At 71.9% G+C, this 26,930-nt stretch carries 27 protein-coding genes and 1 tRNA gene; 19 read left to right on the top strand and 9 right to left on the bottom strand.

Annotated features, from left to right (window positions below; genetic code table 11):
* Positions 1-45: 45 nt before the first annotated feature.
* From hisS to GLX25_RS17315, 8 genes are all read left to right on the top strand, one after another.
* Positions 46-1,365, top strand: coding sequence for a histidine--tRNA ligase (gene hisS, locus GLX25_RS17350; RefSeq protein WP_155843764.1), 1,320 nt, complete (start codon positions 46-48; stop codon positions 1,363-1,365).
* Positions 1,328-2,470, top strand: a complete 1,143-nt coding sequence (locus tag GLX25_RS17345; protein ID WP_155843763.1) for a glycosyltransferase family 2 protein — start codon at positions 1,328-1,330, stop codon at positions 2,468-2,470. Before hisS ends, GLX25_RS17345 begins: the two co-directional genes overlap by 38 nt.
* A gap of 112 nt (positions 2,471-2,582) precedes the next feature.
* Positions 2,583-3,863 carry a phosphopyruvate hydratase gene (gene eno / locus GLX25_RS17340; RefSeq protein ID WP_166548951.1) on the top strand — a complete coding sequence of 427 codons (1,281 nt, stop codon included), beginning with the start codon at positions 2,583-2,585 and terminating at the stop codon, positions 3,861-3,863.
* 73 nt (positions 3,864-3,936) lie between these two features.
* Positions 3,937-4,581, top strand: coding sequence for an FtsB family cell division protein (locus GLX25_RS17335; protein ID WP_240898398.1), 645 nt, complete (start codon positions 3,937-3,939; stop codon positions 4,579-4,581).
* On the top strand, positions 4,578-5,117 hold the full coding sequence (locus tag GLX25_RS17330; protein ID WP_155843762.1) for a DUF501 domain-containing protein: 540 nt from the start codon (positions 4,578-4,580) through the stop codon (positions 5,115-5,117). The genes GLX25_RS17335 and GLX25_RS17330 overlap by 4 nt, the downstream gene beginning before the upstream one ends.
* On the top strand, positions 5,114-6,433 hold the full coding sequence (locus tag GLX25_RS17325) for a S8 family serine peptidase (protein WP_271192489.1): 1,320 nt from the start codon (positions 5,114-5,116) through the stop codon (positions 6,431-6,433). The genes GLX25_RS17330 and GLX25_RS17325 overlap by 4 nt, the downstream gene beginning before the upstream one ends.
* 38 nt (positions 6,434-6,471) lie before the next feature.
* Positions 6,472-7,893, top strand: coding sequence for an NAD(P)/FAD-dependent oxidoreductase (locus GLX25_RS17320; RefSeq protein WP_166548950.1), 1,422 nt, complete (start codon positions 6,472-6,474; stop codon positions 7,891-7,893).
* Positions 7,894-7,938: 45 nt separating this feature from the next.
* Positions 7,939-8,012 (top strand) — tRNA-Leu (locus GLX25_RS17315).
* A 45-nt stretch (positions 8,013-8,057) separates the two neighbouring features.
* On the opposite strand, the gene GLX25_RS17310 is transcribed toward GLX25_RS17315, so the two are convergent.
* From GLX25_RS17310 to GLX25_RS17300, 3 genes are all read right to left on the bottom strand, one after another.
* The gene (locus GLX25_RS17310; RefSeq protein ID WP_155843760.1) at positions 8,058-8,477 is read right to left on the bottom strand and encodes an arsenate reductase ArsC; all 420 of its coding nucleotides are present in this window, start codon (positions 8,475-8,477) and stop codon (positions 8,058-8,060) included.
* A gap of 106 nt (positions 8,478-8,583) precedes the next feature.
* Positions 8,584-9,471: a metalloregulator ArsR/SmtB family transcription factor gene (locus tag GLX25_RS17305; RefSeq protein WP_155843759.1), complete on the bottom strand. Its 888-nt coding sequence runs from the start codon at positions 9,469-9,471 to the stop codon at positions 8,584-8,586.
* Positions 9,472-9,558: 87 nt separating this feature from the next.
* Complete coding sequence (locus tag GLX25_RS17300) at positions 9,559-10,485, bottom strand: Ppx/GppA phosphatase family protein (RefSeq protein WP_155843758.1); 927 nt, start codon at positions 10,483-10,485, stop codon at positions 9,559-9,561.
* Positions 10,486-10,632: 147 nt separating this feature from the next.
* Between GLX25_RS17300 and GLX25_RS17295 the strand changes: the two genes are divergently transcribed.
* Genes GLX25_RS17295 through GLX25_RS17285 form a run of 3 tightly spaced genes read left to right on the top strand, consistent with a single transcriptional unit; the run spans position 10,633 to position 13,846 of the window.
* A complete protein-coding gene (locus tag GLX25_RS17295; RefSeq protein ID WP_240898460.1) occupies positions 10,633-11,220 on the top strand; it encodes a TetR/AcrR family transcriptional regulator in 588 nt (195 codons plus the stop codon).
* The gene (locus tag GLX25_RS17290) at positions 11,217-12,491 is read left to right on the top strand and encodes an alanine racemase (protein WP_420837661.1); all 1,275 of its coding nucleotides are present in this window, start codon (positions 11,217-11,219) and stop codon (positions 12,489-12,491) included. Before GLX25_RS17295 ends, GLX25_RS17290 begins: the two co-directional genes overlap by 4 nt.
* Positions 12,488-13,846 carry a D-arabinono-1,4-lactone oxidase gene (locus GLX25_RS17285; protein WP_166548949.1) on the top strand — a complete coding sequence of 453 codons (1,359 nt, stop codon included), beginning with the start codon at positions 12,488-12,490 and terminating at the stop codon, positions 13,844-13,846. Before GLX25_RS17290 ends, GLX25_RS17285 begins: the two co-directional genes overlap by 4 nt.
* Here GLX25_RS17285 and GLX25_RS17280 read toward each other — a convergent pair.
* Positions 13,821-14,555, bottom strand: a complete 735-nt coding sequence (locus tag GLX25_RS17280; protein ID WP_155843756.1) for an ABC transporter permease — start codon at positions 14,553-14,555, stop codon at positions 13,821-13,823. The genes GLX25_RS17285 and GLX25_RS17280 overlap by 26 nt on opposite strands.
* Positions 14,552-15,280 carry an ABC transporter ATP-binding protein gene (locus GLX25_RS17275; protein ID WP_166548984.1) on the bottom strand — a complete coding sequence of 243 codons (729 nt, stop codon included), beginning with the start codon at positions 15,278-15,280 and terminating at the stop codon, positions 14,552-14,554. The genes GLX25_RS17280 and GLX25_RS17275 overlap by 4 nt, the downstream gene beginning before the upstream one ends.
* 225 nt (positions 15,281-15,505) lie before the next feature.
* Here GLX25_RS17275 and GLX25_RS17270 point away from each other — a divergent pair, with 225 nt between their 5' ends.
* Positions 15,506-16,072, top strand: coding sequence for a LemA family protein (locus tag GLX25_RS17270; RefSeq protein ID WP_155843755.1), 567 nt, complete (start codon positions 15,506-15,508; stop codon positions 16,070-16,072).
* Positions 16,073-16,146: 74 nt separating this feature from the next.
* Positions 16,147-17,019 carry a M48 family metalloprotease gene (locus tag GLX25_RS17265; protein WP_155843754.1) on the top strand — a complete coding sequence of 291 codons (873 nt, stop codon included), beginning with the start codon at positions 16,147-16,149 and terminating at the stop codon, positions 17,017-17,019.
* Here the strand turns inward: GLX25_RS17265 and GLX25_RS17260 are convergent.
* Complete coding sequence (locus GLX25_RS17260; RefSeq protein WP_155843753.1) at positions 17,016-18,248, bottom strand: winged helix-turn-helix domain-containing protein; 1,233 nt, start codon at positions 18,246-18,248, stop codon at positions 17,016-17,018. The two genes, GLX25_RS17265 and GLX25_RS17260, sit on opposite strands and share 4 nt — an antisense overlap.
* 71 nt (positions 18,249-18,319) lie before the next feature.
* On the opposite strand from GLX25_RS17260, the gene GLX25_RS17255 reads away from it, so the two are divergent.
* Positions 18,320-19,555, top strand: coding sequence for an AI-2E family transporter (locus tag GLX25_RS17255; protein ID WP_271192488.1), 1,236 nt, complete (start codon positions 18,320-18,322; stop codon positions 19,553-19,555).
* A gap of 1 nt (position 19,556) precedes the next feature.
* Positions 19,557-20,840 (top strand): threonine ammonia-lyase, encoded by a 1,284-nt coding sequence (gene ilvA / locus GLX25_RS17250; protein WP_155843752.1) that lies wholly within the window; start codon positions 19,557-19,559, stop codon positions 20,838-20,840.
* A gap of 74 nt (positions 20,841-20,914) precedes the next feature.
* Here ilvA and greA read toward each other — a convergent pair whose 3' ends face one another.
* On the bottom strand, positions 20,915-21,406 hold the full coding sequence (gene greA / locus GLX25_RS17245; protein WP_155843751.1) for a transcription elongation factor GreA: 492 nt from the start codon (positions 21,404-21,406) through the stop codon (positions 20,915-20,917).
* Between the two features lie 60 nt (positions 21,407-21,466).
* Positions 21,467-21,985, bottom strand: a complete 519-nt coding sequence (locus GLX25_RS19450; protein WP_155843750.1) for a DUF4307 domain-containing protein — start codon at positions 21,983-21,985, stop codon at positions 21,467-21,469.
* 114 nt (positions 21,986-22,099) lie between these two features.
* On the opposite strand from GLX25_RS19450, the gene GLX25_RS17235 reads away from it, so the two are divergent.
* Positions 22,100-22,420, top strand: coding sequence for a hypothetical protein (locus GLX25_RS17235; RefSeq protein WP_155843749.1), 321 nt, complete (start codon positions 22,100-22,102; stop codon positions 22,418-22,420).
* 54 nt (positions 22,421-22,474) lie between these two features.
* Here the strand turns inward: GLX25_RS17235 and trhA are convergent, their stop codons facing one another.
* The gene (gene trhA, locus GLX25_RS17230) at positions 22,475-23,272 is read right to left on the bottom strand and encodes a PAQR family membrane homeostasis protein TrhA (RefSeq protein ID WP_155843748.1); all 798 of its coding nucleotides are present in this window, start codon (positions 23,270-23,272) and stop codon (positions 22,475-22,477) included.
* Positions 23,273-23,347: 75 nt separating this feature from the next.
* Here trhA and GLX25_RS17225 point away from each other — a divergent pair, with 75 nt between their 5' ends.
* The 3 genes from GLX25_RS17225 (at position 23,348) to GLX25_RS17215 (ending at position 26,874) form a co-directional block, all read left to right on the top strand.
* The gene (locus GLX25_RS17225; protein WP_166548948.1) at positions 23,348-24,133 is read left to right on the top strand and encodes an isoprenyl transferase; all 786 of its coding nucleotides are present in this window, start codon (positions 23,348-23,350) and stop codon (positions 24,131-24,133) included.
* A 67-nt stretch (positions 24,134-24,200) separates the two neighbouring features.
* Positions 24,201-25,313 (top strand): aminotransferase class V-fold PLP-dependent enzyme, encoded by a 1,113-nt coding sequence (locus GLX25_RS17220; protein ID WP_155843942.1) that lies wholly within the window; start codon positions 24,201-24,203, stop codon positions 25,311-25,313.
* A gap of 172 nt (positions 25,314-25,485) precedes the next feature.
* Entirely contained in the window at positions 25,486-26,874 is a 1,389-nt protein-coding gene (locus GLX25_RS17215) for a PhoH family protein (protein WP_271192487.1), read from the top strand.
* Positions 26,875-26,930: the final 56 nt, after the last annotated feature.

Here is a 26,930-nt window from a genome sequence, read left to right as displayed (position 1 = left end):
TGCCGCGGTCGGGACGCGGCATCCGCTGCTGGAAGAATGGGACGCATGGCCCAGACCGTGACGCCCCCGCGCGGCATGCGCGACTTCCTGCCCGCCGAGAAGGCCCGCCGCGAGCACGCGCTCTCGGTGATCCGCGGGGTGTATGCGACGCACGGCTTCGACGAGATCGAGACCCCCGTCATGGAGGACTCGTCGCGACTGCACGCCGGCCTCGGCGGCGACAACGAGAAGCTCGCATTCGCGGTCATGAAGCGCGGGCTCACGCCGGACGACCTGGCGGCGGCCGCGGCATCCGGCGACGCCCTCTCGCTCGCCGACCTCGGCCTGCGCTACGACCTCACCGTGCCGCTCGCCCGGTTCTACGCGACGCACCGCGCCGCCCTGCCGCCGGTGTTCCGCGCGATCCAGATCGCGCCGGTGTGGCGCGCCGAGCGCCCGCAGAAGGGCCGCTACCGGCAGTTCGTGCAGTGCGACATCGACATCATCGGCGAGGCCGGACCCCTCGCCGAGCTCGAACTGCTCACCGCGACCGTGGGCGCGCTCGACGCGCTCGGACTCGAGGGGTGCCGCATCCGGCTGAACGACCGGCGCATCCTGGCCGGCATCCTCGGCTCGTGGGGCGTGCCGGATGAACTCCGCGAGCGCGCGCTCATCACCATCGACAAGCTCGACAAGATCGGTCCCGACGGCGTCGCGGCCGAGCTCGCGACGCTGGGCGTCGACCGGCCGGGCATCGCCGACGAGCTCGACGCCCTCACGAACGCCGACTGGCACCTGATGGATTCGGTGCCGCGGGGGGCGCCGAATGAGTTGGCTTTCGCCCTTCAACCCGCAGAGACGTGGCCTCCGAACCCGCCCAAATGGCTCGACCTCGAAGCGTACCGCGACCTGCTCGCGCTGCGCGAGGCGCTGCCGGGCACGCCGATCGACTTCGACCCGACCCTCGTGCGCGGCATGGGCTACTACACGGGCACGATCTTCGAGATCGCGCACCCCGATCACGGCTACTCGCTCGGCGGCGGCGGACGCTACGACCACATGATCGGCCGCTTCCTCGGGCACGAGGTGCCCGCGTGCGGGTTCTCGATCGGCTTCGAGCGCATCGTCGACCTGCTCGCCGTGCGCGACGAGGGGCGCCCGCGCTCGGTGGTGCTCGTGCACGACCGCGACCTCGAGCCCGCAGCGCTGCTCGCGCTCAAGCACGAGCTCGTGGCATCCGGCATGCGCGTGCGCTTCGAGCGGCGCGCGAAGAACCTGCGCGGGCTCCTCGACCGCGTGACCGCCGACGGCTTCGACGCCTGGGCGCCCGTCGGCGCAGAGACGACGGATGCCGCGTCGCTGGCGTTCCGCGACCTCGGCGAGTAGCGCGCGGCCGTCCCCAGCTCGAGGGTGTCGTTCGTGGCATGCTCATCGCATGGTCTCGGACGCCTCGACCCCTCTCCGCTCCGGCGGGGACGCCGATCCGCGCGTCACCGTGGTGATCCCGCTCCATGACCGCGGTCGGTACATCGCGGAGACGATGCGAAGCGTGCTCGCTCAGAGATTCGCACGGATCGAGGTCATCGTCGTCGACGACGCGTCGACCGACGACGGCCCCGACGTCGTCCGCGGCTTCCTGGACGACCCCAGGGTCACTCTCGTGCTGCGCTCGCACGGGGGCGCCGCCGCGGCTCGCAACGCCGGGGCCGCCTTCGCCGCGGGCTCGAGCGAGTTCATCGCCTTCATGGACGACGATGACGTCTGCGAGCCCGCCCTGATCTCCGCGCTGGTCGAAGCCCTCGAGGCCCATCCCGCCGCGTCGGGTGCGTTCGCTCGCGGGGAGTACATCGACGCCGACGGCGGGCCTATGCACGGTCGCGCGTTCCGCAGCCAGATGGTCTCGCGGGAGGAGCTCGGCCTCGCCGACGGCGCCGTGTCCGGACACTATCGAGGGATCGACCAGGTGTTCCTCGCGACCCCGGTGGTGCCGATGGGAGCGCTGCTCGTGCGACGGTCGGCCTACGAGGCGACCGGTGGATTCGATCCGACGTTCGCCGTTGGTCAGGACTGGGACTTCACGATCCGGCTGGCGCGCCGTGCGCCGCTCGTCGTCGTGGACAGGGCGCTGGTGCGGTATCGCCGGCACAGCGGCAACGCCTCGGGTAATCACGCGCGCAACGTGCGAACCGTGCGTCGGATCTGGGCGACCGCGTACTACTCCGGGGAGAACACTCGGGCGGATGCCGCGCTGCTCGCCCGAGTCTGGCGGACCCATCAGCGCCGCACGTCCGTCCGCAAGATCGCGCAGGGGCGGGCGCTGCTGGCCCGCGGCCGCCTCGTCGAGGGGCTGGTGCGCATCGCCGACGGCCTCGCGCACCGCGCCCTTCTGAGGCCGCTCCGGCGCTGGCGGCGGCCCGTGCCCGGGTCAGTCGGGGTCGCGGAGCATCGCACGATCGCCGTCGAACGAGGGCTCGTCGGCACCGCGCGGTGATCGCGGCGTCCGCGGCGACATACGCGAGCGGCCCTCGGAACCGGGGTCCTAGACTGTCGTGCGGGCAACGACGGAGTCGTCCACGCACATCCCCATCACAGAGGAGTTCACTGTGGCATTCATCGAAGCTGTCGGCGCACGGGAGATCCTGGATTCGCGCGGCAACCCCACGGTCGAGGTCGAGGTCCTCCTCGACGACGGGACCGTCTCGCGGGCCGCGGTGCCCTCGGGGGCGTCGACCGGCGCGTTCGAGGCGTACGAGCTGCGCGACGGCGAGGCCGACCGCTACCTCGGCAAGGGCGTGCAGAAGGCCGTCGACGCCGTGCTCGACGAACTCGGCCCGGCCATCGAGGACCTGGACGCCGCCGACCAGCGCGTCGTCGACGCCACCCTCATCGAGGCCGACGGCACCGACAACAAGGGCCGCCTGGGCGCGAACGCGATCCTCGGCGTGAGCCTCGCCGTCGCGAAGGCCGCGGCCGACTCGGCCGACCTGCCGCTCTTCCGCTACCTCGGCGGGCCGAACGCGCACGTGCTGCCCGTGCCGATGATGAACATCATCAACGGTGGCGCGCACGCCGACACGGGCGTCGACATCCAGGAGTTCATGGTCCTCCCGGTCGGCGCGCCGACCTACTCCGAGGGCCTGCGCTGGGGCGTCGAGACCTACCACGCGCTGAAGAGCCTGCTGAAGTCGAAGGGCCTCTCGACGGGCCTCGGCGACGAGGGCGGCTTCGCGCCCGACCTCGAGAACAACCGTGCCGCGCTCGACCTCATCGCCGAGGCGATCGGCAAGGCCGGCTTCACGCTCGGCAGCGACATCGCGCTCGGCCTCGACGTGGCGTCGACCGAGTTCTTCGAGAACGGCGTCTACCGCTTCGAGGGCCAGGACCGCACGGCCGCCGAGATGAGCGCGTACTACGCCGAGCTCGCCGCAGCGTACCCGCTGGTCTCGATCGAGGACCCGCTGGCCGAGGACGACTGGGAGGGCTGGGCGACGCTCACCTCGGAGCTCGGTTCGAAGCTGCAGCTCGTCGGCGACGACCTGTTCGTGACCAACCCCTCGCGCCTCGCCGACGGCATCGCGAAGCACGCCGGCAACTCGATCCTCGTGAAGGTCAACCAGATCGGCACGCTCACCGAGACGCTCGACGCCGTGAAGCTCGCGCAGCGCGCCGGCTACACCGCGGTGCTCTCGCACCGCTCCGGTGAGACCGAGGACACGACGATCGCCGACCTCGCCGTCGCGACCGACTGCGGTCAGATCAAGACGGGCGCGCCCGCCCGGTCCGAGCGGGTCGCCAAGTACAATCAGCTTCTGAGGATCGAAGAAGAGCTCGGCGAGGCCGCGGAGTACGCGGGCCGCTCGGCATTCCCGCGCTTCACGGCGTGACGCGTACCTGAGACGCACGACGGGGGTGGCCGGTGGCCGCCCCCGTCGGTCGTTCCAGGAGGTGAGGAGGACGATGAACGCTGCACGTCGTCCCTCGCGTCCGACGAGCCCGAACGGCCCCAAGGGCACGAGCGGCCCCACGAGCAAGAGCGGCGCAAAGAGCAAGAACGGCCCCACGAGCAAGAGCGGCCCGAAGCGCCGGCCGCGCCAGTCGATCCGGCAGGTCGCCGAGACCTGGCTCGCCGGCATCCGCTTCTCGGGGTTCTCGATCATCATGATGGGCGTCCTCGTGCTGGCCGTGGTCGTGCTCGCGCCGAGCATCGCGGCGTACGCCGCGCAGCGCCAGCAGATCGCGGAGCTGAAGGCCGACGTCGCCCGGCAGGAAGCCGAGGTCGCCCGCCTCACCGCCGAACGCGAACGGTGGAACGACGAGACCTTCATCGTCACGCAGGCCCGCGAGCGGCTCTACTACGTGCTCCCGGGCGAGGTGAGCTACCTCGTGATCGACGACCGCGACCCCGCCGCCGCGATCACCGCCGACCGGGCGGTGTCCGCCGAGGTGACCGAGGCGCGCGGCGACTGGATGCAGACCATGCTCCGTTCGGTGATGACCGCCGGGCTCGCTCCCAGTGCGACGGATGCCGCGAGGGAGGCTGCCGACCCGGCCGGAACCGAGCCCGACCCGACCGACCGACCCGCCGATGAGGGGAACCGATGACCCGCCCGCCGTTCGACCCCGTCACCGAGCGCGACCTCCGGATCGTCTCGGTGCAGCTCGGGCGACCGGCCCGCGACGTCGTGGGCATCGCGGCGCGCTGCGTGTGCGGCGCGCCGACGGTCGTCTCCACGCGACCCCGCCTGTCCGACGGCACGCCGTTCCCGACGTTCTACTACCTCACCCATCCGGTGGCGACGGCCGCGATGTCGTTCCTCGAGGCCGCGCAGCTCATGGTGGAGTACACCGAGCTGCTCGTACGCGACGAGGAGGTGCGGGCGGCGTATCGCGCCGCGCACGAGCAGTACCTCGCGGACCGCGAGATGTTCGGGGTCGTCGAGGAGATCGCCGGCGTCTCGGCGGGCGGCATGCCGACCCGCGTCAAGTGCCTGCACGCGCTCGCCGGCCACGCGCTCGCAGCCGGCCCCGGAGTGAACCCGATCGGCGAGCTGGCGCTCGAGCGCTCGACCTGGTCGCCCGACGTCTGCCGATGCCCCGACTACGGGGTCGACGACGTCGATGCGGAGGTGACGGCGTGAGCTCCGCGCGCACCCGTCACGCTCGGCCGGCCGGCCGATCGGGCGCGAGCGCGCGCCGCCGACCGTGGTGGCGTGCGGGGGGCGCCGCCCTCGTCGCCGGCGTCCTCGCCCTGTCGGGCGCCGCGCCCGCGCAGGCCGACACCGTCCGCGACCTCCAGTACTGGCTGAACGACTACGGCTTCACCCAGGCGTGGACCATGTCGCGGGGCGACGACGTCACCGTCGCGATCATCGACACCGGGGTGAACGGCGATGTCGCCGAACTCGAGGGCGTCGTGATCGGCGGCACGGATGTCTCGGGCATCGGCTCGCCCGACGGTCAGGCGCCCGTCGGCGAGGAGGAGGAGCACGGCACGATGGTCGCCTCCCTGCTGGCCGGCCGCGGCACCGGCGAGGGCAACGGCGTGATCGGCGTCGCTCCCGATGCCGACCTGCTCACGGCATCCGTCGCCTTCGGACTCGAGACCGGCGCGGACAAGACGAACGACGAGCAGATCGCCGAGGCCGTCGTATGGGCGGTCGACAACGGGGCCGACGTGATCAACATGTCGCTCACCCGGAACACGCCCGACTGGCCGGAGAGCTGGGACGACGCGTTCCTCTACGCGTTCGAGCACGACGTGGTCGTGGTCGCCGCAGCCGGGAACCGCGGGTCGGGGACGACCCAGGTCGGCGCACCGGCCACGATCCCCGGCGTGCTCGCGGTGGCCGGCGTCGACCGCGACCAGAACGCGAGCTTCGACGCGAGCTCGCAGGGCATCACGATCGCCGTCGCCGCGCCGAGCGAGGACCTGGTGGGCGTGCTCCCCGACGGCAGCCACGTCGTGTGGTCCGGTACGAGCGCCGCAGCACCGCTGGTCTCGGGCCTCGTCGCGCTCGTGCGCGCCGCGTATCCGGAGCTGGATGCCGCGAACGTGATCAACCGCATCATCCGCACCGCCGACCCCAAGGGCGAGGAGGTGCCCGGGCCGCTCTACGGGTACGGCATCATCGATCCGGTCGCCGCGCTCACGGCCGAGGTCGAGGCCGTGGAGCAGAATCCGCTCGGCAGCCTCGAGGAGTGGATCCACGTTCACCGGCGCGCCGACCTGCCGAGCGCCGACGGCGCGGAGGGCGCCGACGATCAGGAGATCGTGCCGATCGCCGACCCGCCGGCGCCGCGTGCGGACAGCGCGAAGACCCTGCTGCCGACCCCGTGGACGATGTCTTATATCACGGTGCCGCTCTCGCTGGTCGCCGGGTTTGGTACGCTAGCAGCGCTGTTGGGCATCGGCGCCACTCGGCACATCAGGCGTTCCACGCGGTCCGACGCGTAGGCGACGCAGGCATCACAGATCCAAGGAGTCCATTCACCGTGCCCAAGATTCTGATCGTCGGTGGCGGCTATGCGGGGTTCTACACGGCGTGGAAGCTCGAGAAGTGGCTGCGTCCCGGCGAGGCCGAGGTGACCGTCGTCGACCCGCTGCCGTACATGACCTACCAGCCCTTCCTGCCCGAGGTGGCCGCGGGTTCGATCGAGGCCCGCCACTCGGTGGTGTCGCTGCGCCGGCACCTGAAGAAGACCAACGTCATCACGGCGAAGGTGACCGGCATCGACCACGCGTCGAAGTCCGCCACCATCACGCCCGAGGCCGGCGAGTCGTGGCAGTTCGACTACGACGTGGTCGTCGTCACCGGCGGCGCCGTCTCCCGCACGTTCCCCATCCCGGGTGTCGCCGACCAGGCCTACGGCCTGAAGACGATCGAGGAGGCCGTCGCGATCCGCGACCGCCTGCTCACGAACTTCGACAAGGCCGCGAACCTCCCCGCCGGCCCGGAGCGCGATCGACTGCTCACGGTGGTCGTCGTCGGCGGCGGTTTCGCCGGCATCGAGGTGTTCGCCGAGCTCCGCTCGTTCGCGAGCGCGCTGCTCGAGTTCTACCCGCAGCTCTCGTTCGACGACACGCACTTCCACCTCATCGAGGCGATGGGCCGGATCATGCCCGAGGTGTCGCTGCCGACGAGCCACTGGGTGATCAAGCACCTCGCACAGCGGGGCGCCGAGATCCACCTCGACACCCAGCTCACGAGCGCGGTCGACGGCCGGATCGAGCTCTCGACTGGTGAGACCTTCGAGACCGACCTCATCGTGTGGACCGCCGGCGTCATGGCGAACCCGGCGATCGTGCGGACGAGCGACCTGCCCGTCGAGGAGCGCGGACGCATCAAGGCCCGCCCCGACCTCCGCGTGGGCGACGAGGACGACATCGTCCCCGACGCCTGGGCGGCCGGCGACATCGCCGCCGTGCCCGACCTCACGGGCGGCGGCGTGGGCGGCTACTGCGTGCCCAACGCGCAGCACGCGGTGCGCCAGGGCAAGCTCATGGCGAAGAACATCGTCGCGGTCCTCCGCGGCGAGGAGCCGAAGGACTACGTCCACAAGAACCTCGGTGCCGTCGCCGGCCTCGGCCTCGGTTCCGGTGCGTTCCAGTCCGGCAAGATCGCGATCACGGGCCTCCTCGCCTGGTTCGCGCACCGCGGCTACCACGGTCTCGCCATGCCCACGTGGGAGCGCAAGTTCCGCGTCTTCTGGGGCTGGTGGAACAACTTCTGGCTCGGCCGCGACATCGTGTCGCTCAGCGCCGTGCAGCACCCACGCGCCGAGTTCGAGCGCTTCGCTGCTCGCCCGAAGCCGGCCGGCGAGGTCGCGGCGCCGCCCGCCCCGGCGAAGTCCGAGGCCCGGAAGCCCGCTGCGAAGTCTGCGAAGCCGGTCGAGAAGGCCGTCGCCGCCAAGTAGCGCGTTCTATGCTGTGACGCGGTGCCGGCCATCGGCCGGCACCGCGCTCCCGTAGCCCAATCGGCAGAGGCAGGCGACTTAAACTCGCCTCAGTCTGGGTTCGAATCCCAGCGGGAGCACCGTATTCCTCGGCTGATGCTCGACCTGACGACGGGCCGGCCGGTTCAGGCCGTCGCGCTCGAGGGGAGGAGCTCGGCCACGAGCTCCGTCACACGGCGCTTGATCTCGTCGCGGATCGGTCGCACGGCCGCGATGCCCTGGCCGGCGGGGTCGTCGAGCTCCCAGTCCTCGTAGCGCTTGCCGGGGAAGACGGGGCAGGCGTCGCCGCAGCCCATCGTGATCACGACGTCGGACTCCTTCACGGCGTCGACGGTGAGGACCTTGGGGGTGTTGCCGGCGATGTCGATCCCGTCCTCGGCCATGGCCTCCACGGCGACCGGGTTGATCTCGTCCTTCGGCGCAGAGCCGGCGGAGCGGACCTCGATGCGGCCGGCGCCGAGCTCGCGCAGGTACCCGGCCGCCATCTGGGAACGGCCGGCGTTGTGGACGCAGACGAACAGGACGGAGGGCGTGTCGATGGACATGGCAATAGCATAGACAAAAGTCTATGAATTTCCAACGGCGACGAGGATGGCGGGACCCACGCGATCGCGAAGTTCGTGACGGGCGGAGCGCGTCCGACGCGAGGCGTCAGAGGCTCGCGAGCAGGTCTCGGACCCGACGATCGATGTCGTCGCGGATCCGCCGCACGTCCGCGATCGGCCGATCGACCGGATCGTCGAGGTCCCAGTCGAGGTAGCGGCGGCCCGGATAGATCGGGCACGCGTCGCCGCAGCCCATCGTGATGACCACGTCGGCGGCTCGGACGACCTCGTCGGTCAGCGGCTTCGGGTACTCGCCGGCGAGCGGGACGCCGATCTCGTCCAGGGCGGCGACGATCGTCCCCCGGACCTCCCCGGCGGGTTCGGAGCCGGCCGTCCGCACGTGCACGCGATCACCGGCGAGATGCCGGAAGATCGCCGAGGCCATCTGCGACCGCCCGGCGTTCTGCACGCACACGAAGAGCACCTCCGGGGCCCCGCCCGTGGGGTGCGCCTGCTCCCGGGCGAGCGCGTCGAGGCGGTCGGCGGCGAACGAGGCGGCATTCGACGGGAGGTGGCGTCCGGGGCTCGGACGCGCCGCCAGCAGGTCGTAGCTCTCCCGCACGTACTGCTCGATCGTCTCGCGCCCGAACGTGCCGTGGAACCGGAACGCCAGGTTGTCGATGATGTGGTCGACGCTCGTGTCGGGCGAACCCGTCGCCTCCTCGGTACGCAGGACGGCTGCCAGTCGATCGACGCGTTCCCCGGGGATCGAGTACCACGTGCGACGCCCGTCGGGCTGCCGTTCCACGAGCCCCTCGTCGAGGAGCGCCCTCAAGTGGTGGCTGACCGTGGGCTGGCGAAGGCCGAGCTCCTCGGCGAGTCGCCCGGTCAGCACGCGGCCGTCCGGCGCCTCGAGGATGGACCGGAGGATGCTCGCCCGCGTGGGGTCGGCGACGACCCTCAACTCGCGCGCGGCCTCCGCGGTGGCATCCATAGACGACAGCCTATGGCGATTCGGATGCGGCATCGAGGGCGGTGCCCCTCGCGAGCCGCGGCGCCGGGCCGCCGGGCCGCCGGGCGTTCAGGACAGACGGTCGATCCGCCGCAGGATCAGCCCCTCGCGGAGCGCCCACGGCGAGACCTCGAGCGTCTTCGCCTTGAATGCGCGCATCGTCTCGGAGAGCACGACCGCTCCCGCGACGATCTGGAACGTGCGGTCCGCGGTGATGCCGGGGAGGTTCGGCCTCGCGTCGGCCGGGATCCGGGCGAGCCGCGGGATCCAGTCGTCGAGTCGTGAGAGCTTCAGGATGCTGCGCTCCTCCGAGCCGACCCCCTCCTCGGTGCTCCCGGCGAGGCGGGCGAGCGACCTGATGGTCTTCGACGACCCGACCACGTGGTCGACCTCGGGGATGCCGCCGATCTCGTCGACCGTCGACCGGAGGACGGTGCGCGCGTGCGCGCGGAGCGCGTCGACCTGCTCGTCGGTCGGCGGGTCGGTCGAGAGGTACTCGATCGTGGAGCGTCCCGCGCCGAGGGGGACCGATCGCGCGTGGTCGGGGACCTCGTCGCCGCCGTGGGCGATCTCGAGCGAGCCTCCGCCGATGTCGAAGAGCAGGATGCGACCCGCCGACCAGCCGTACCAGCGGCGGACGGCGAGGAACGTGATGCGAGCCTCGTCGGCCCCGCTCAGCACGTCGAGGTGGATCCCGGCGGCCTCCTCGATGAGCGCCAGGACCTCTGCGCCGTTCGTCGCCTCGCGGATGGCCGAGGTCGCGAAGGCGAGGAGCTCGTCGATCCCGGACTCCTTCGCGACGGCGGATGCCTCGCGGACGGCCGCGAGGATCGCCTCGACGCCGGCCTCGCTGATCGCGCCGTCGTCGTCGAGGTATCGCATGAGCCGCAGCACCGCCTTGTGCGAGGCGGCCGGGATCGGCCGCGCGCCGGGGTGGGCGTCGACCACCAGCAGGTGGACGGTGTTGGATCCGACGTCGAGAACCCCGAGGCGCATGAGGCGAGCGTACCGGGAGGCTGGTGCGAGCCGCGCGCTGCGTGCATACTGGGTCGAACTGGGACGAGTGTCCCAGTTCGCGCCGACGCGACGTCGACGCGACGTCGACGACGTCGACCTCGGGCCGAGAGGAGCGCCGTGTCCCGTATGTCCGCCGCCGAGCGCCGTCCGGTGCTCATCGAGGCCGGCGTGCGCGTCATCGCGCGCGAGGGCATCGCCGGCGCCTCGACGAGGGCCATCGTCGCCGAGGCGGGGATGTCGCTCGCGAGCTTCCACTACGCGTTCGAATCGCGCGAGGCGTTCCTCGACGAGCTGACCGCATCGGTCGTCGCACGCGAGTCGCAGGCCGTCCTGCCGCTGCCGGAGGCGGGCGGCGACATGCGCGAGGTCGTCGAGGCGGGGCTCGTGCGCTACCTCGACCACCTCCGGGCCGATCCGGCGCACGAGCAGGCCATGCTCGAGCTGACGCAGCACGCGCTGCGGGCGCCGGAGCGGCATCCGCTCGCCGTCGCCCAGTACCGACGCTACGCCGACCTCGCCGAGGAGGCCCTCACGCTGGCCGCCGAGCGCGCCGGTGCCACCTGGCGGGTGCCCGTGCCGGAGGTGGCGAGCGTGCTCATCGCGTTCTCCGACGGGATCACGCTGAACTGGCTGGTCCACCGCGACGACCGCGCCGCCCTGGCGGCCGCGCGCGCGGCCGCCGACGCCCTCTCGCGGATGGCGGCCCCCCGGTGACCCGCACCGAGATCGACCTGCGCGGTCCGGAGGCGTCGTCGACCGGTGCCGCGGGGGCGCGACCCTGGCTCGACCCGACGGTGCACTGGCCGGCGCTCACCGAGGCCACGCGCCACCTCGACGCGCCGCTCGGCGCGCTGCACCTCGGGGCGCTCCGCTGGAACGCGCACGAGATGCTGCGCCGCGCCGCCGGAACGCCCATCCGGATCGCCACGAAGTCCATCCGGGTCCGCTCGGTCGTCGAGGCCCTGCTCGCCCTGCCGGGGTACCGGGGCGTGCTCGCGTACACGCTCGCCGAGGCGATCTGGCTGGCCGAGCGGATGCCGCGACTCGACGACCTCGTCGTGGGCTATCCGACCGCGGAGAGCGCGGGCATCCGCCGGCTCGCGGCCGACGCCGACCTGGCGCGTCGCATCACGCTCATGGTCGACTCGCCCGGGCAGCTCGACCTCGTGGACTCGATCGTCCCGCCGGGCCGTCGCGAGGAGCTCCGCGTGTGCCTCGAGCTCGACGCATCGTGGCGTGCGCCCGTGCTGGGCCACCTCGGCGTGCGCCGGTCGCCCGTCCACGAACCCGAGCACGCCGGTGCGCTCGCGGCGTACGTCGGCGGCCGCCCCGGCTTCCGCGTCGTCGGGCTGATGGCGTACGAGGCGCAGGTCGCCGGCATCGCGAACGCGCCGAGCGGGCGGCCGGTCGACGGCGTCGTGAATCGGTGGATGCAGTCCCGCTCGATGCCCGAGCTCGTCGAGCGGCGCGGCCGCGCCGTCGCCGCCGTGCGCCGTCATGCGGACCTCGAGTTCGTGAACGGCGGCGGCACCGGCTCGCTCGAGGCGACCGCGGCCGACCCGGCGGTCACCGAGCTCGGCGCGGGTTCCGGCATCCTCGCGGGCCACCTGTTCGACGGCTACGCGCACTTCACGCCCGCGCCGGCGGCCGCGTTCGCCCTCGACGTCGTGCGCTCGCCGAGCCCGCGTCACGCGACGGTCCTCGGCGGCGGCTGGCTCGCGTCCGGCCCTCACGGCGCCGACCGGTCGCCCCGCATCGCGTGGCCCGAGGGGCTGCGCATGCTGGCGCGGGAGGGCGCGGGCGAGGTCCAGACCCCCGTGACCGGCCGCGCCGCCGGACGGCTGCGCGTCGGCGATCGCCTCTGGCTGCGGCACGCGAAGTCCGGCGAGCTCGCCGAGCACCTGAACGGGTTCGCCGTGGTGGACGGCGACGAGGTCGTCGGCACCGTGCCGACGTATCGTGGAGAGGGGATGGCCTTCCTGTGACGGCGAGCGGAGCGGTCTGGCGCAACTGGGCGCGCACCGAATCGGTGCGCCCGAACCGGATCGAGCGTCCGGCCGACGAGGGCGCCGTGCAGCGGGCGGTCGTCGCGGCGGAGGGTCGCCGCATCAAGCCCGTCGGATCGGGCCACAGCTTCACGGGCATCGCGGCGGCTCCGGACATCCAGCTCGATCTCGCCGATCTCTCGGGCGTGCTGGCAGCGGATGCCGCCGCCGGCCGTGTCACGATGGGGGCCGGCACGCGGCTGCATCGACTCCCGCACCTGCTCGAGCCCTACGGCCTCGCGATGCCGAACATGGGCGACATCGACCGCCAGACGATCTCCGGCGCGACCTCGACCGGCACCCACGGAACCGGTCTCGGTTTCGGCGGCCTCGCGACGCAGGTCGTCGGCGCGAGGCTCGTCACCGGCACGGGCGAGCTCATCACGGTGAGCGAGACCGAGCGCCCCGAGCTGCTGCCCGCCGTGCGGCTCGGCCTCGGCGCGCTCGGCGTGCTCACCGCGATCACGCTGCAGCTCGTGCCCCGCTTCGTCCTGCACGCGGTCGAGCGGACCGAGCCGCTCGACGTCGTGCTCGACGAGTGGATGCCGCGGGTCCGCGAGCACGACCACTTCGAGTTCTACTGGTTCCCGCACACGGCGACGGCCCTGACGAAGACGAACACGCGGCTGCCCGGCGACGCGCACCGCACGCCGCTCGGTCGCGCCGAACGCTGGCTCTCCGACGAGGTGCTCGCGAACGGCGTCTACCGTGCGATGTGCGCGGTCGGCCGGGCGGTGCCTCCGGTCACACCGCCGCTCGCCCGCCTCGTCGATCGGTTCACGGGCAACCGGGACTTCAGCGACTTCTCGCCGAACGTGTTCACGACGAATCGGTCGGTCCGCTTCCGCGAGATGGAGTACGCGATCCCGCTCGAGGCGATCCCGGAGGCGTTCCGAGCCATCCGCTCGCTCATCGAGTCACGGGGATGGCGCATCAGCTTCCCGATCGAGGTGCGCGCCGCGGCACCCGACGAGAACTGGCTCTCGACCGCGTACGGGCGGGAGACCGGGTACATCGCCGTGCACCGCTACTTCCGCGAGGACCCGGCCGCGTACTTCGCGGGCGTCGAGGCGATCATGCGCGCCTTCGGCGGCCGGCCGCACTGGGGCAAGATGCACACGCAGACGGCGGAGACGCTCAGTGCCGCGTACCCGCGCTTCGACGAGTTCCTCGAGGTGCGCCACCGACTCGATCCGGAACGGCGCTTCGCGAACGCGTACCTCGGACGCGTGCTCGGCGCAGCCGACGGGAGCGGCGGACGCTCGGAGGTCAGGGCGTTCGACGGCGAAGCGTGATCGACCCGAGCACGATCGATCCGACGATCCAAGCTCCGATCACGAGCACCTTGCCCCAGATCCACGCCGCATCCTCCGAGCCGTCGGCCACCGCCGTGAGGGCGTCGATCGCGAAGCTGAGCGGCAGGGCGTCGCCGATCGCCTGGAGGGCCTCGGGCAGCTGGTCGCGGGGCAGGAAGATCCCGCCGAGGAGGATCTGCGGGAACACCAGGACGGGCATGAACTGCACGACCTGGAACTCCGTCCGGGCGAACGCGCTCGCGAGCAGGCCGAGTGCCGTGCCGAGGAGCGCGTCGGAGACCGCCACCGCGAACAGGAGCCAGATCGATCCCTCGATCTCGAGGCCGCACACCCAGACGGCCCAAGACACCGCGATCGCCGTCTGGAAGATCGCGAGGAGACCGAAGGCCAGCGCGTACCCCAGGATGAAGTCGCCCTTGCCGAGCGGCATCGAGAAGAGCCGTTCGAGGGTGCCCGAGCGCCGCTCGCGGAGGGTCGCGATGCTGGTCACGAGGAACATCACGATGAACGGGAACAGCGCGATCATCGCCGGGCCGATGTCGGCGAAGACGTCGGTGTCGGTGAAGATCCACGCGACGAGGCCGATGAGCAGGCTCGGCACGACGAGCAGCAGCCCGATCGTGCGTGGGTCGTGGCGGATCTGGGTCAGCACCCGACCGGCCGTGGCGAGCGTGCGCATCGGCGTCATCGCGGCGCCTCCTCGTCGGTCATCGGCGTGGTAGCGCGCTCGATGAGCGTGAGGAACGCGGTCTCCATGTCGTCGGTGCCGGTCGCGGCGAGCACGCTCGCGACGGATGCGTCGGCGAGGAGCTCCCCGTTGCGCATGAGCAGCAGCTGGTCGCACCGCTTCGCCTCGTCCATCACGTGGCTCGAGACGATGAGCGTCGCGCCCTCGTCGGCGAGCTGGTGGAACAGCTCCCACAGCTCGACGCGCAGCACCGGGTCGAGGCCGACGGTGGGTTCGTCGAGCACCAGCAGCTCGGCGTCGCCCAGGAGCGCCGCGGCGAGCGAGACCCGGCCCCGCTGGCCTCCCGACAGCGAGCCCGCGAGGCGACGTTCGACGTCGCCGAGGTGCGTGCGGGCGATCGCCTCGTCGACCCTCGCCTTCGGGACGCCCAGCACGCGCGCGAAGTAGGCGAGGTTCTGGCGGACCGTCAGGTCGTCGTAGACGCTCGGCTGCTGGGTCACGTACGCCACGCGGCTGCGGAGCTCGCGCGACCCGGCCGGGAGCCCGAGCACCTCCACCGTGCCCGACTGCACGACCTGGACGCCGACGATCGAGCGCATGAGCGTCGTCTTGCCGCTGCCGCTCGGGCCGAGGAGGCCGACGATCCGGCCCGGCCGCACCGTGAGCGAGAGCCCGTGCAGCACGGGCGTCTTCGCACGCCGCACGTGCAGGTCGCGGATCACGATGACGGCGTCCGAGGCATCGGCGGCGACGGCGGGAACCGCGACCGATTCCGTGGATGCACGATGCCGCGCGTGCGGCGACGGGGACTCGTCCACGAGGCCGAGCCTACGCCCGGAGGGACGCCTCCGCTCGCTTCGAGTCTCATGGGAGTTGAGGCGCTTCGCAGGCCCGATCGTTAGGATTGAGCGTCCAGTGAATTCGTCGCCGAAGCCTCAGGAGTCCCCGCCATGGAATGGCTGATCCCGCTCATCATCGTCGTCGTCCTCGTCCTGGTGATCGGCATCTACCTGTGGGCGACCTACAACTCGCTCGTCACGCTCAACGTCCGGGTCGACGAGGCCTGGAGCGACATCACCGTGCAGCTGAAGCGTCGCGCCGATCTCATCCCGAACCTCATCGAGGCGGTGAAGGGCTACGCCGCCCACGAGAAGGCCGTCTTCGAGAACGTCACCAAGGCGCGTGCCGAGACGCTCTCCGCGTCGGGACCGGCCGAGGCGTCCGCCGCCGAGAACCACATGCAGCAGGCGCTGAAGTCGATCTTCGCGGTCGCCGAGGCGTACCCGCAGCTGCAGGCGAGCCAGAACTTCCTCCAGCTGCAGTCCGAGCTGGTCGACACGGAGGACAAGATCCAGGCGTCGCGCCGGTTCTACAACGGCGGCGTGCGCGAGCTCAACACGAAGATCAAGGTCTTCCCGAACACGCTGTTCGTGCGCGGCCTCGGCTTCCACGAGCGGGAGTTCTTCGAGGTGACGGAGGCGGCGGCCATCGCCGAGCCCCCGCGCGTGCAGTTTTGATGCGAGCGAAGCACGCGGCGAGGTCGAGTAGCGACGCGCGAAGCGCGACGCGTATCGAGACCCAGGGCCGATAGATGTACCGAGCGATCGCCCGGAACAAGCGCAACTCCGTCTTCACGATCATCCTCTTCCTCGCCATCGTCGGCGGGCTGGGCTACCTCGCCGCGGTGATCTACCAGGACCTCACGATCGTGGTGATCACGCTCGTGATCGCGACGGCGTACGCCCTGTTCCAGTACTTCACCGCGGACCGGCAGGCCCTGGCGATGTCGGGCGCGGTCGAGATCCACAGCGTGTCGGAGCATCCGCGGCTCTGGCGCACGGTCGAGAACCTCTCGATCACGACCGGGACCCGGATGCCGCGCGTGTTCGTCATCTCCGATCCCGCGCCGAACGCGTTCGCGACGGGCCGCGACCCCGAACACGCGGTCGTCGCGGCGACCACCGGGCTGCTCGAGATCATGGACGACTCCGAGCTCGAGGGCGTCATGGCGCACGAGCTCGGGCACGTGCGCAACTACGACATCCGGCTGTCGATGATCGTGTTCGGCCTCGTCGTCGCCGTCGGCTTCATCTCCGACATCTTCGTGCGGATGGCCTTCTTCGGCCGCAACAGCAACGGCAACCCCGTCGTCATCGTGTTCGGCCTCGTCGCGATGCTCATCGCGCCGCTCGTCGCGAGCCTCGTGCAGCTCGCGATCTCGCGGCAGCGCGAGTACCTGGCGGATGCCACGGGCGCGATGACCACGCGGCACCCCGACGCCCTCGCCCGTGCGCTGCTGAAGCTCGAGCAGTACGGTCGCCCGATGCGCCGGCAGAATTCGTCGATGGCGCACCTCTGGATCGCCGACCCGCTGAAGCCGGGCGTGATCGACCGCCTGTTCGCGACGCACCCGCCGATCCCGGAGCGCGTGAAGCGCCTGCACGAGATGGGGCGCAGCTTCTAGACGGCCTCCGGCGCAGCCGACGATCGCCCGAGCGCGGCGCTCAACGCGGGGGAGAGGTCGCCGCGACCGGCCACCACGACCTCGTCGAGGCCCTGCCAGTCGGCCGCCTCGCGGAGCACCGGGACGAGCCGCTCCGCGGTGTCGGAGGGAGCGCCCGGCTCGGCCCACGCCGACTGCACGCGCAGCACGCCCGCCTTGCGATCGCTCTTCAGGTCGACGCGGCCGACCACGCGGTCGTCGACGAGCACGGGGAGCGAGTAGTAGCCGAACTTGCGCTGGGGTTCGGGCGTGTAGATCTCGATGCGGTAGTGGAAGTCGAACAGCCGCTCGGTGCGGGGCCGGAACCACACGACGGGGTCGAACGGGGAGAGCAGGGCGACGCCCTCCAGACGTCGCGGCCGTCGGGCGTCGCGATGCATCCAGGCCGTCGCGGCCCGGCCGCCGTTGCCCCAGCCCGGCACCTCCACGGGCACCAGCACGCCCGCATCGACGAGGTCGGCGATCGCGGGGCGCACCTCGGCCTGCCGCATGCGCCAGTAGTCGGCGAGGTCCGCGGCGGTCGCGATGCCGAGCGCGGCTGCGGCGCGCTCGACGAGGACGCGCACCGCGTCGGGCTCGGACGGCCCGTGCTCGAGCAGGTGCGGTTCGAGCGCCTGCTCGGGGAGCGCGTACACGCGCTCGAACCGCCGGCGTTCGACGCACACGACCTCGCCGGTGCGGAACATCCACTCGAGGGTGCGCTTGGCGTCGGACCAGCCCCACCACGGCCCGCGGCGCTCGTTCGCGTCGTGCTCGATCGCGCTCGCCGGCATCGGCCCGTTCTCGGCGAGCTCGGCGCGCAACCAGGCGGCGAGCCCGGGGTTCTCGCTCAGCCAGCCACCCCATTCGGAGGTGCCCTCCCGCCGGTACTCGGCCCGACGGAACTCGAACAGCGGCCACAGCTCGCGCGGGATGAAGGCCGCCTGGTGGGCCCAGTACTCGACCAGGCGGCCCTGCCGGCCCCACGCCATCCGGTCGAGCAGGCCCCGGTCGTACCGCCCGAGGCGGCTGAACGCCGGGAGGTAGTGGCTGCGCTCGAACACGTTCACCGAATCGATCTGCAGGAGCCCGAGGCGGTCGACGACGCCCGCGAGCTGCCGCGTGCCGGGCGTCGCCGCCCCGGTGCGGCCGAAGCCCTGCGCGGCGAGGGCGATACGACGTGCGAGGGCGGGGGAGACCTGGTCGACCATGGTCCCTCGACCCTAGCGGCGACCGCCGACACATGGCCGTCCGAGCATGGACCCGCGCCTAGACTGTGACGGTGACCGAGGCGAAGGGGACCTCGCGTGCGCGGCGGATGCGCGTGCGCCGATCCTCCACGTCCGAGCGGGCGGCCGAGCAGCCACCGCGCGATGCCGAGCCCGTGCGCGATGCCGCGGCGTCCGTGCCCTACTCGATGCGAGTCGCCGCCGCCTGGTCGTGGCGGCTGCTGCTCGTCGGCGGCGTGCTCGCGGTCGTGATCTTCCTCATCATCCAGCTCCGGCTGGTGATCATCCCGGTGCTCGTGGCGATCCTCATCTCGGCGCTCCTCGTCCCGTTCTCCGCGTTCCTCCAGCGGCACCGCTGGCCGAAGGGACTCGCGGTCGCCGCGGCGATGGTCGCGACCCTGGCCTTCGTCGGCGGCCTGTTCACGCTCGGCATCTCGCAGATCGTGCGCGGCTCGGCCGACCTCGCCGAGCAGAGCGTCATCGCCTGGGAGGAGTTCCGGGCCTGGCTGCTGGAGGGTCCGCTCCACGTCACGCCGGAGCAGATCGACCAGGTCGTGCAGCAGGTGACCGAGGCCGCGCAGCAGCAGAGCGGCGTGCTCGTGTCGGGCGCGCTGTCCGTCGGCTCGTCGATCGGGCACTTCCTCGCCGGGCTGCTGCTCGCGCTCTTCGCGACGCTGTTCATCCTCATCGACGGACGCGGCATCTGGGCGTGGATCGTCGGGATCTTCCCCCGGCGCGCGCGCGCCGCGATCGACGGGGCGGGCCGGTCGGGCTGGGCGACCCTCGAGAACTTCGTCCGCGTGCAGATCTTCGTCGCCGCCATCGACGCCGTCGGCATCGGCCTCGGCGCCCTCCTGCTCGGCGTGCCGCTCGCCATCCCGATCGCCGTGCTCGTCTTCCTCGGATCGTTCATCCCGATCGTCGGTGCGGTCGTGACGGGTGCGCTCGCGGTCTTCGTCGCCCTGGTCTACAACGGCTGGGGCATCGCGCTCGCGATGCTCGGCGTGGTGCTCCTCGTGCAGCAGGTGGAGGGACACGTGCTGCAGCCGCTCATCATGGGCACGGCCGTCAAGGTGCACCCGCTCGGCGTGGTCGTCGCGGTCGCCACGGGGTCGCTCCTCGCGGGCATCCCGGGCGCGCTCTTCGCGGTGCCGGTCGCCGCGGTCGCCAACGTCATGATCATGTACATCTCGGGCGGGGCCTGGAAGCAGGCCGAACCGCCCCCGCCCGCCGAGATCCGCTCTCCGCTGTGGCGCACGGTACCCCAGCGACCCGGATACGGACGGTGACATGAACCACGCCCTCGACACCACCTCCACCGCGCCGAGCGGAGCCACGGGAGCGGCGCTCCCCGGCCCGACCCTCGCGGAGTTCGAGCACGCCCAGCGCACGGTCGCCGCCATCGCGCGCCGCACCCCGATGGAGACCTCCCGCCACCTCGGCGCGATCGCGGGGGTGCCCGTGCACCTGAAGTGCGAGAACCTCCAGCGGACGGGGTCGTACAAGCTCCGCGGCGCGTTCAACCGCCTCTCCGCGCTCACGGCCGAGGAGCGTGCCAGGGGCGTGGTGGCGGCGTCGGCCGGCAACCACGCCCAGGGCGTCGCGTACGCGGCGCGCGAGCTCGGCATCCGCGCGATCATCTTCATGCCCGTCGGCGTCGCGCTTCCCAAGCTCGAGGCGACCAAGGCCTACGGCGCCGACGTCGTCCTCCGCGGCGACTCGATCGGCGAGACGCTCGAGGCCGCGGCCCGCTTCGCGGCGGAGACCGGCGCGACCGTGATCCCGCCCTACGACCACGGGGACGTCATCGCCGGGCAGGGCACGCTCGGCCTCGAGATCCTCGAGCAGGCCCCGGATGCCACGACCATCGTCGTGCCGATCGGCGGCGGCGGGCTCGCCTCCGGGATCGCGAGCGCGGCCAAGCAGAAGGCCGCGGCGCTCGGCCGGTCGATCCGCGTGATCGGCGTGCAGGCGGAGAACGCCTCGCCCTACGTGCCCTCGCTGGCCGCGGGCGAACCGGTCGCGGTTCCCGTCGTCCCGACGATCGCCGACGGCATCGCGGTGTACAAGCCGGGTGAGCTGAACTTCGAGATCATCCGGGACGCGATCGACGAGGTTGTCACGGTGAGCGAGGACGACATCGCGCGGGCGCTGCTCGTGCTGCTCGAGCGGGCGAAGCTGGTCGTCGAGCCGGCCGGCGCGGTCGGGGTCGCGGCGCTCATGACCGGCAGGGTGCGCTCCGACGGGCCGCTCGTGGTCGTGCTGTCCGGCGGGAACATCGACCCGCTGCTCATGCAGCGCGTGATCGCGCACGGGCTCGCGGCATCCGACCGCTACCTGACCCTGCGGATCGGGCTGCCCGACCGTCCGGGCCAGCTCGCGCGCATCTCGGAGCTGCTCGCCGCGGCGAACGCGAACGTCGTCGAGGTGCTGCACACCCGCCATGGCGCGGGCATGCAGATCTCCGAGGTCGCGCTGCAGCTCTCGGTCGAGACGCGCGGCCCCGCGCACCGCGAGGAGGTCGTCGCGATCCTGCGACGTGCCGGCTACGAGCCCGAGATCATCGCCGAGTGACCAGATGACGGCCCCGTGACGCGGAACGGCCCCTCCGGTCGGAGGGGCCGTTCGACGTTCGGGCGGTCAGCGCGTCACTGCCCCGACCAGGTCTCGACGCCCGTGACCTCGACGGCGATCTCGCGGCCGTTCGGGGCGGTGTACGAGGTCGAGTCGCCGACCTTCAGGCCGAGGATCGCCGCGCCGAGCGGCGACTGCTCGCTGAAGACGTCGAGCTCGGAGTCGCCGGCGATCTCGCGGCTGCCGATGAGGAACCGCTCCTCGTCGCCCGCGACGACGGCGGTGATGACGGTGCCCGACTCGACGACGCCGCTCGAGGTCGGCGCCTCGCCGACCTCGGCGTGGCGGAGCAGCTCGGTGAGCTGGCGGATGCGGGCCTCCTGCTTGCCCTGCTCGTCCTTGGCGGCGTGGTAGCCGCCGTTCTCCTTGAGGTCGCCCTCCTCACGCGCGGCCTCGATGCGCTTGGCGATCTCTTCCCGGCCGGTGGTGGAGAGGTGCTCGAGTTCGGCGTTCAGGCGGTCGTAGGCCTCCTGAGTGAGCCAGGTGACGGTGGCGTCCTGCGCCATGGTGCACACTCCCGTGAATAGACGTGTCGCCCCAGCGTCTGCCGGGGCGAATCACCAATTCTACCGAAGCCAGCAGTGGGAGATCAAACCGGTGTTGGCCGGCTGCGCCGTCCGCACGGTCTCGGTGAACGTGCGGAGCGGCCGCTCGGACGCCGGGATCTCCACCACCTTCCAGCCGACGACGGTGAAGTCCTCGTTGAGCGCCTGGACGGCGCACGCGGTCGCGTTCCCCGACGGGACCGATAGCCGCCACGTCACCTCGACCGAGCGCGCGTCGAGCAGCTCGTGGCCGAGGTCGGTGGCCTGCACGAGCGGCCTGCTGCCGTCGAGCCCGGCCCAGACGACCCACGAGACGAGGACCACCGCGAAGGCGATCGCGCCGCCGATGAGGATGGACCGGTCACGGCGCCGCCTGGCGGGCGTGCGGCCGTAGCGCCCGGCGAGGTCGGGCGGGGCCGCCGACCGGCTCGCGCCCGCGGACGACGGCTCGGCGGCGGCTGCGGGTGCGCCGGCGGGTGCGGGAGAGCCGTCGAGTGCGGCGTCCTCGGCCGCCGCGTCGGCGGACTCGCGTGGGGGCACCGCGCGGCTCCTTCCCGGGTGGATCGTCTAGGCTTGGCTCCCAGCCTAACCCGCCGTCCCTGAAGGGAATCCGATGCTCGTCGCGCCCGCCGTCACCACTCGCGGAGACCGCCGATGAGCCCCGCGCTCGCGTCGGCGATCACGCTCGTCGCGGCCGCCGAGGAGGAGTTCGACCCGAACGACGTCACTCCGGGCGTGGTGGGCTTCATCGCCACCATCCTCATCATGGTCGCGGTGCTGCTGCTCGTGCTCGACATGGTCCGCCGCATCCGCCGCGTGAACTACCGGGCCGAGGCGCAGGAGCGCCTCGCCGCCGAGGAGGCCGCCGCAGCCGAGGCGGCTGCCGACGGCGACGTCTCGCCCGGCGACGCGGACGCACCGCAGACGGATGCCGCGGCATCCGAGACCCCGCCCGTCGACCGCGACGAGCGGTAGCGGCCCGGCCGCGACGCCGTCCGAGCCCGGTCGAGCCGTCGAGGCGGTGGAGCGTCAGCCGCCGTGGTACGCCGGATCGATCGCGATGAGCAGCGTCGCCGTCCAGTGGCACATGAACGCGAGTACCGTGCACACGTGGAAGATCTCGTGGAACCCGAAGTGCCCGGGCCACGGGTTCGGCCTCTTCAGCCCGTAGACCACGGCGCCGATCGTGTAGAGCACGCCGCCCACGATCACGAGGACCATCATGGCGACGCTCGCCGCGAGCAGGTCGCCGAGGTACATCACGGCCGCCCAGCCGAGCAGCACGTAGATCGGGACGTAGAGCCAGCGCGGCGCCCCGATCCAGAAGACGCGGAACGCGATGCCGATGAGCGCGCCGCCCCAGACCAGCACCAGCAGGATGAGCCCCTTCTCGGGCGGGAGCGCGAGGATCGACAGCGGCGTATAGGTGCCCGCGATCAGGAGGAAGATGTTCGCGTGGTCGATGCGCTTCAGGATCACCTTCGTGCGCGGCTTCCAGTTGAACCGGTGGTACAGCGCCGAGTTGCCGAAGAGCAGCATCGACGTCAGCATGAAGACCGCCGACGCCCACTTCGCCGCGGCGCCGTCCGCCAGCACGATGAGCACGATGCCCGCGGCGATCGTGAGGGGGAACGTGCCGGCGTGGATCCATCCCCGCCAGCTGGGCTTGAGGTCGGCCGGATGCTCCGGCGACGCGTCGATGAGGGGCAGGTTCGGGATGTCGGGGCCGAGGCGCTCGTCGGCGGCGACCGCGGCGTCCGCGCGATCGAGTTCGGCCGCCGGTCGGTGCAGGTGCTCGGCGACGTCCTCGGGTTCGCGCTGGGTCATGGTGACAGCGTAGGTGCAGCCCCATCACGGCTGGCTGTGAGTGTCCGAACGCGCGCGGGGGAGTAGCGTGGTCGGGTGCAGACGAGCGATCAGCGCCCCGGTCGCGGCCTTCTCTATCGGCTCTACCAGAATCGGCTCCGCCGGGAACTCGACGAGGCGGAACTGCCACGACACGTGGCGATGATCATCGACGGCAACCGCCGGTGGGCGAGGCAGCTGGGGTACGAGTCCGCAGCCCACGGCCACCGCGCCGGCGCCGCGAAGATGCGCGAGTTCCTCGAGTGGTGCGACGACCTCGGCATCTCGGTCGTGACGCTCTACCTGCTCTCGTCCGACAACCTGGGCAATCGCACGTCGGAGGAGCTCGCCGACCTCATCGAGATCATCGCCGAACTCGCCGAGGAGCTCAGCCACTACCGCGACTGGCGGGTGCAGCACGTCGGGTCGGACGCCGGACTGCCCGAGCCGCTCGTCGCCGCGCTCGACGCCGCGGAGCACCGCACCGAGGGCAAGCGGGGCCTGCACGTCAACCTCGCGGTCGGCTACGGCGGACGCCGCGAGATCACCGACGCGATGCGCTCGATCGTGGCATCCCACCATGCCGAGGGCCGGAGCCTGGAGGACCTCGCCGAGTCGCTCACGCCCGAGCTGATCGGGGAGCACCTCTACACCGGCGGCCAGCCCGACCCCGACCTCGTGATCCGCACCTCGGGCGAGCAGCGCCTCAGCGACTTCATGCTGTGGCAGGCCGCGCACAGCGAGTTCTACTTCGTCGAGGCGCTGGGTCCGGACCTCCGAGAGGTGGACTTCCTCCGGGCCATACGCGACTACACGCGTCGCCACCGGCGCTTCGGCAGCTGATCCCGCTCACGAATCGATCAGGATTCTGTCAGGATATGCCTCGGAGAAGGGGGCACCGCCCGTGAGCATGGACGACTACCTGGCCGGATTCGGCGAGGAGCCCGGCTACCTCGACTACGCGCGCGTCGGTCCGCTCGCGCGCGTCGCGGTCGAGGAGGACCTGGCGTTCGCGCAGGTGCTCGAGCGCGCCCGGCACGGGAGCATGGACGCGTTCCGGGACCAGGACCGCAGGCTCCGCGACGCGGCATCCGCCCTGACCGGCGTCGCGGCCGATCGCATCGTGGCGATCCCGAACACGACCACGGGCCTCATGCACGCGATGTTCGGCCTCACGGGCACGGTGCTGCTCTCCCCGGGGGAGTTCCCGAGCGTCCCGATCGCCGCGGTGCGTGCGAACGAGGCACTGCACTCGGTGCAGCCGGCGTGGCTCGAGACCGACCACGGCAAGGTGACCCCTGGGCTGATCCGCGACCAGCTCGAGGCGAACGTCGCGGCGGTCGCGGTGAGCCTCGTCGACAGCCGCACCGGCTACCTGTGCGACCTCGAGGGCATCCGCCAGGTGATCGGCGACCGGCTGCTCGTCGTCGACGCGATCCAGGGGTTCGGCATCGTCGACGCGCCGTGGGAGGCCGCCGACGTGGTCGTCACCGGCGGGCAGAAGTGGTGCCGCGCCGGGTGGGGCACGGGCGTGATGGCCCTGTCCGAGCGTGCGGCGGAGCGGCTCACGCCCGTGTTCTCCGGGTTCACCGGCACCGACGACGACGAGGTGTGGGACGAGGTGCCGCCGCCGGCGGCCGGTGCTCGCGCCTTCCGCGTGTCGAATCCCGACCCGATCGCCGGGGCGCGTTTCGCGGCGGCGCTCGAGGAGCTCGCCGAGGTCGGCGTCGAGGCCGTCAACGCGCGCGTCGCCGAGAACGTCAGTCGCGTGATCGACCTCGCGGACGAGTTCGCGGTGCCCGTCGTGAGCTCCCGCGACGAGCGCGAGCGCGCCGGGATCGTGGTGCTGGAGCCCGAGCCCGAGCAGGTGACGGTGCTCACCGCGTCGATGCACAACCACGGACTCACCACGACCACGCGGCTCGCGACCGTCCGGCTCAGCGTGCACGCGGCGCTCGACGAGGAGACCGTCGAGATGCTGCGCGGCGCGTTCGTCTCGTTCAACACCGCCGCCTCCTACTGACCCGATTGTGAACAGCGGATGTCGCGCCGCGTGTCGCTTGGGCGGATGTCGCCGGTCGGACGTACCGTCAGGACATCGGGCAAGGCGCCCGGTCGAGTCGGCTCGTGAACCGCTCGTGGGAGGATCGCCGGCCGGCGTGTGAGCCGAGCGAGAGCTCGGGGCAGGAGCGGTCGTGACCTCTGTCGATCCCATCAAGCCCCTCGGACCGGTCGAGCCGGACGCGCAGCACGAGCGCCGTCCGGGCGAGGCGTCACCCGGGGGTGCCGCGCAGGACGAACGGACCTACGTGCTCGACACGTCGGTGCTGCTCTCGGACCCGCGTGCCCTGTTCCGATTCGCGGAGCACCCGGTGGTGCTGCCGGTCGTCGTCATCACGGAGCTCGAGGCCAAGCGCAACGACCCCGAGATCGGGTACTTCGCCCGGGCCGCGCTGCGGCTGCTCGACGACCTGCGCGTGCAGCACGAACGGCTCGACTTCCCCATCCCCGTCGGGGACGGGGGGTCCCTCCGGGTCGAACTGAACCACTCGAGCCTGTCGGTGCTGCCGAGCGGGCTGCAGCTGGCCGACAACGACTCTCGCATCCTGGCGTGCGCGATGAACCTCTCGAACGACGGCGTCGCGGTGACGGTCGTCTCCAAGGACCTGCCGCTTCGCATCAAGGCCGCCTCGATCGGCCTCGACGCGCAGGAGTACCGCGCCGAGCTCGCCGTCGACTCGGGGTGGACCGGCATGGCGGAGGTCGCCCTGGGCTCGAACGACATGGCGAAGCTCTACGAGCACGAGCGCCTCGAGACGGCCGCGGCCGCGGGCCTGCCCGTCAACACCGGCCTCGTGATCCAATCCGACCGCGGGTCGGCACTCGCCAGGGTCGTCGGCGACCGCGAGGTGCGCCTGGTCCGCGGCGACCGCGAGGCGTTCGGCGTGCACGGCCGCTCGGCCGAGCAGCGACTGGCCATCGACCTGCTGCTCGACCCCGAGATCGGCATCGTCTCGCTCGGCGGTCGGGCGGGGACCGGCAAGTCGGCGCTCGCGCTCTGCGCGGGGCTCGAGGCCGTGCTCGAACGGCAGCAGCACAAGAAGATCATGGTCTTCCGGCCGCTGTACGCGGTGGGCGGCCAAGAGCTCGGCTATCTGCCCGGCGACCAGGGCGAGAAGATGAACCCCTGGGCGCAGGCGGTGTTCGACACCCTCGGCGCACTCGTCTCCGACAACGTGCTCGACGAGGTCGTCGACCGCGGCATCCTCGAGGTGCTGCCGCTCACGCACATCCGCGGCCGTTCGCTGCACGACGCGTACGTGATCGTCGACGAGGCGCAGTCGCTCGAGCGGAACGTCCTGCTCACGGTCCTCAGCCGCGTCGGGCAGAACTCGCGCGTGGTGCTCACGCACGACGTCGCCCAGCGCGACAACCTGCGCGTCGGCCGCCACGACGGCGTCGCGAGCGTGATCGAGACGCTGAAGGGGCATCCGCTCTTCGCCCACATCACGCTCACGAGGTCGGAGCGCTCGGCGATCGCCGCACTGGTCTCCGAGATGCTCGACGGCGCCGAGCTCGCCTGAGGTCCGGCGCCCGTCCGGCGCCCGACGGCCCGACGGACGCACGACGGCCCCGGAAC

The organism is Agromyces luteolus (genome assembly GCF_009729855.1).
Classification (GTDB): domain Bacteria; phylum Actinomycetota; class Actinomycetes; order Actinomycetales; family Microbacteriaceae; genus Agromyces; species Agromyces luteolus.
This window is presented reverse-complemented; position numbering and strand designations above follow the sequence as displayed.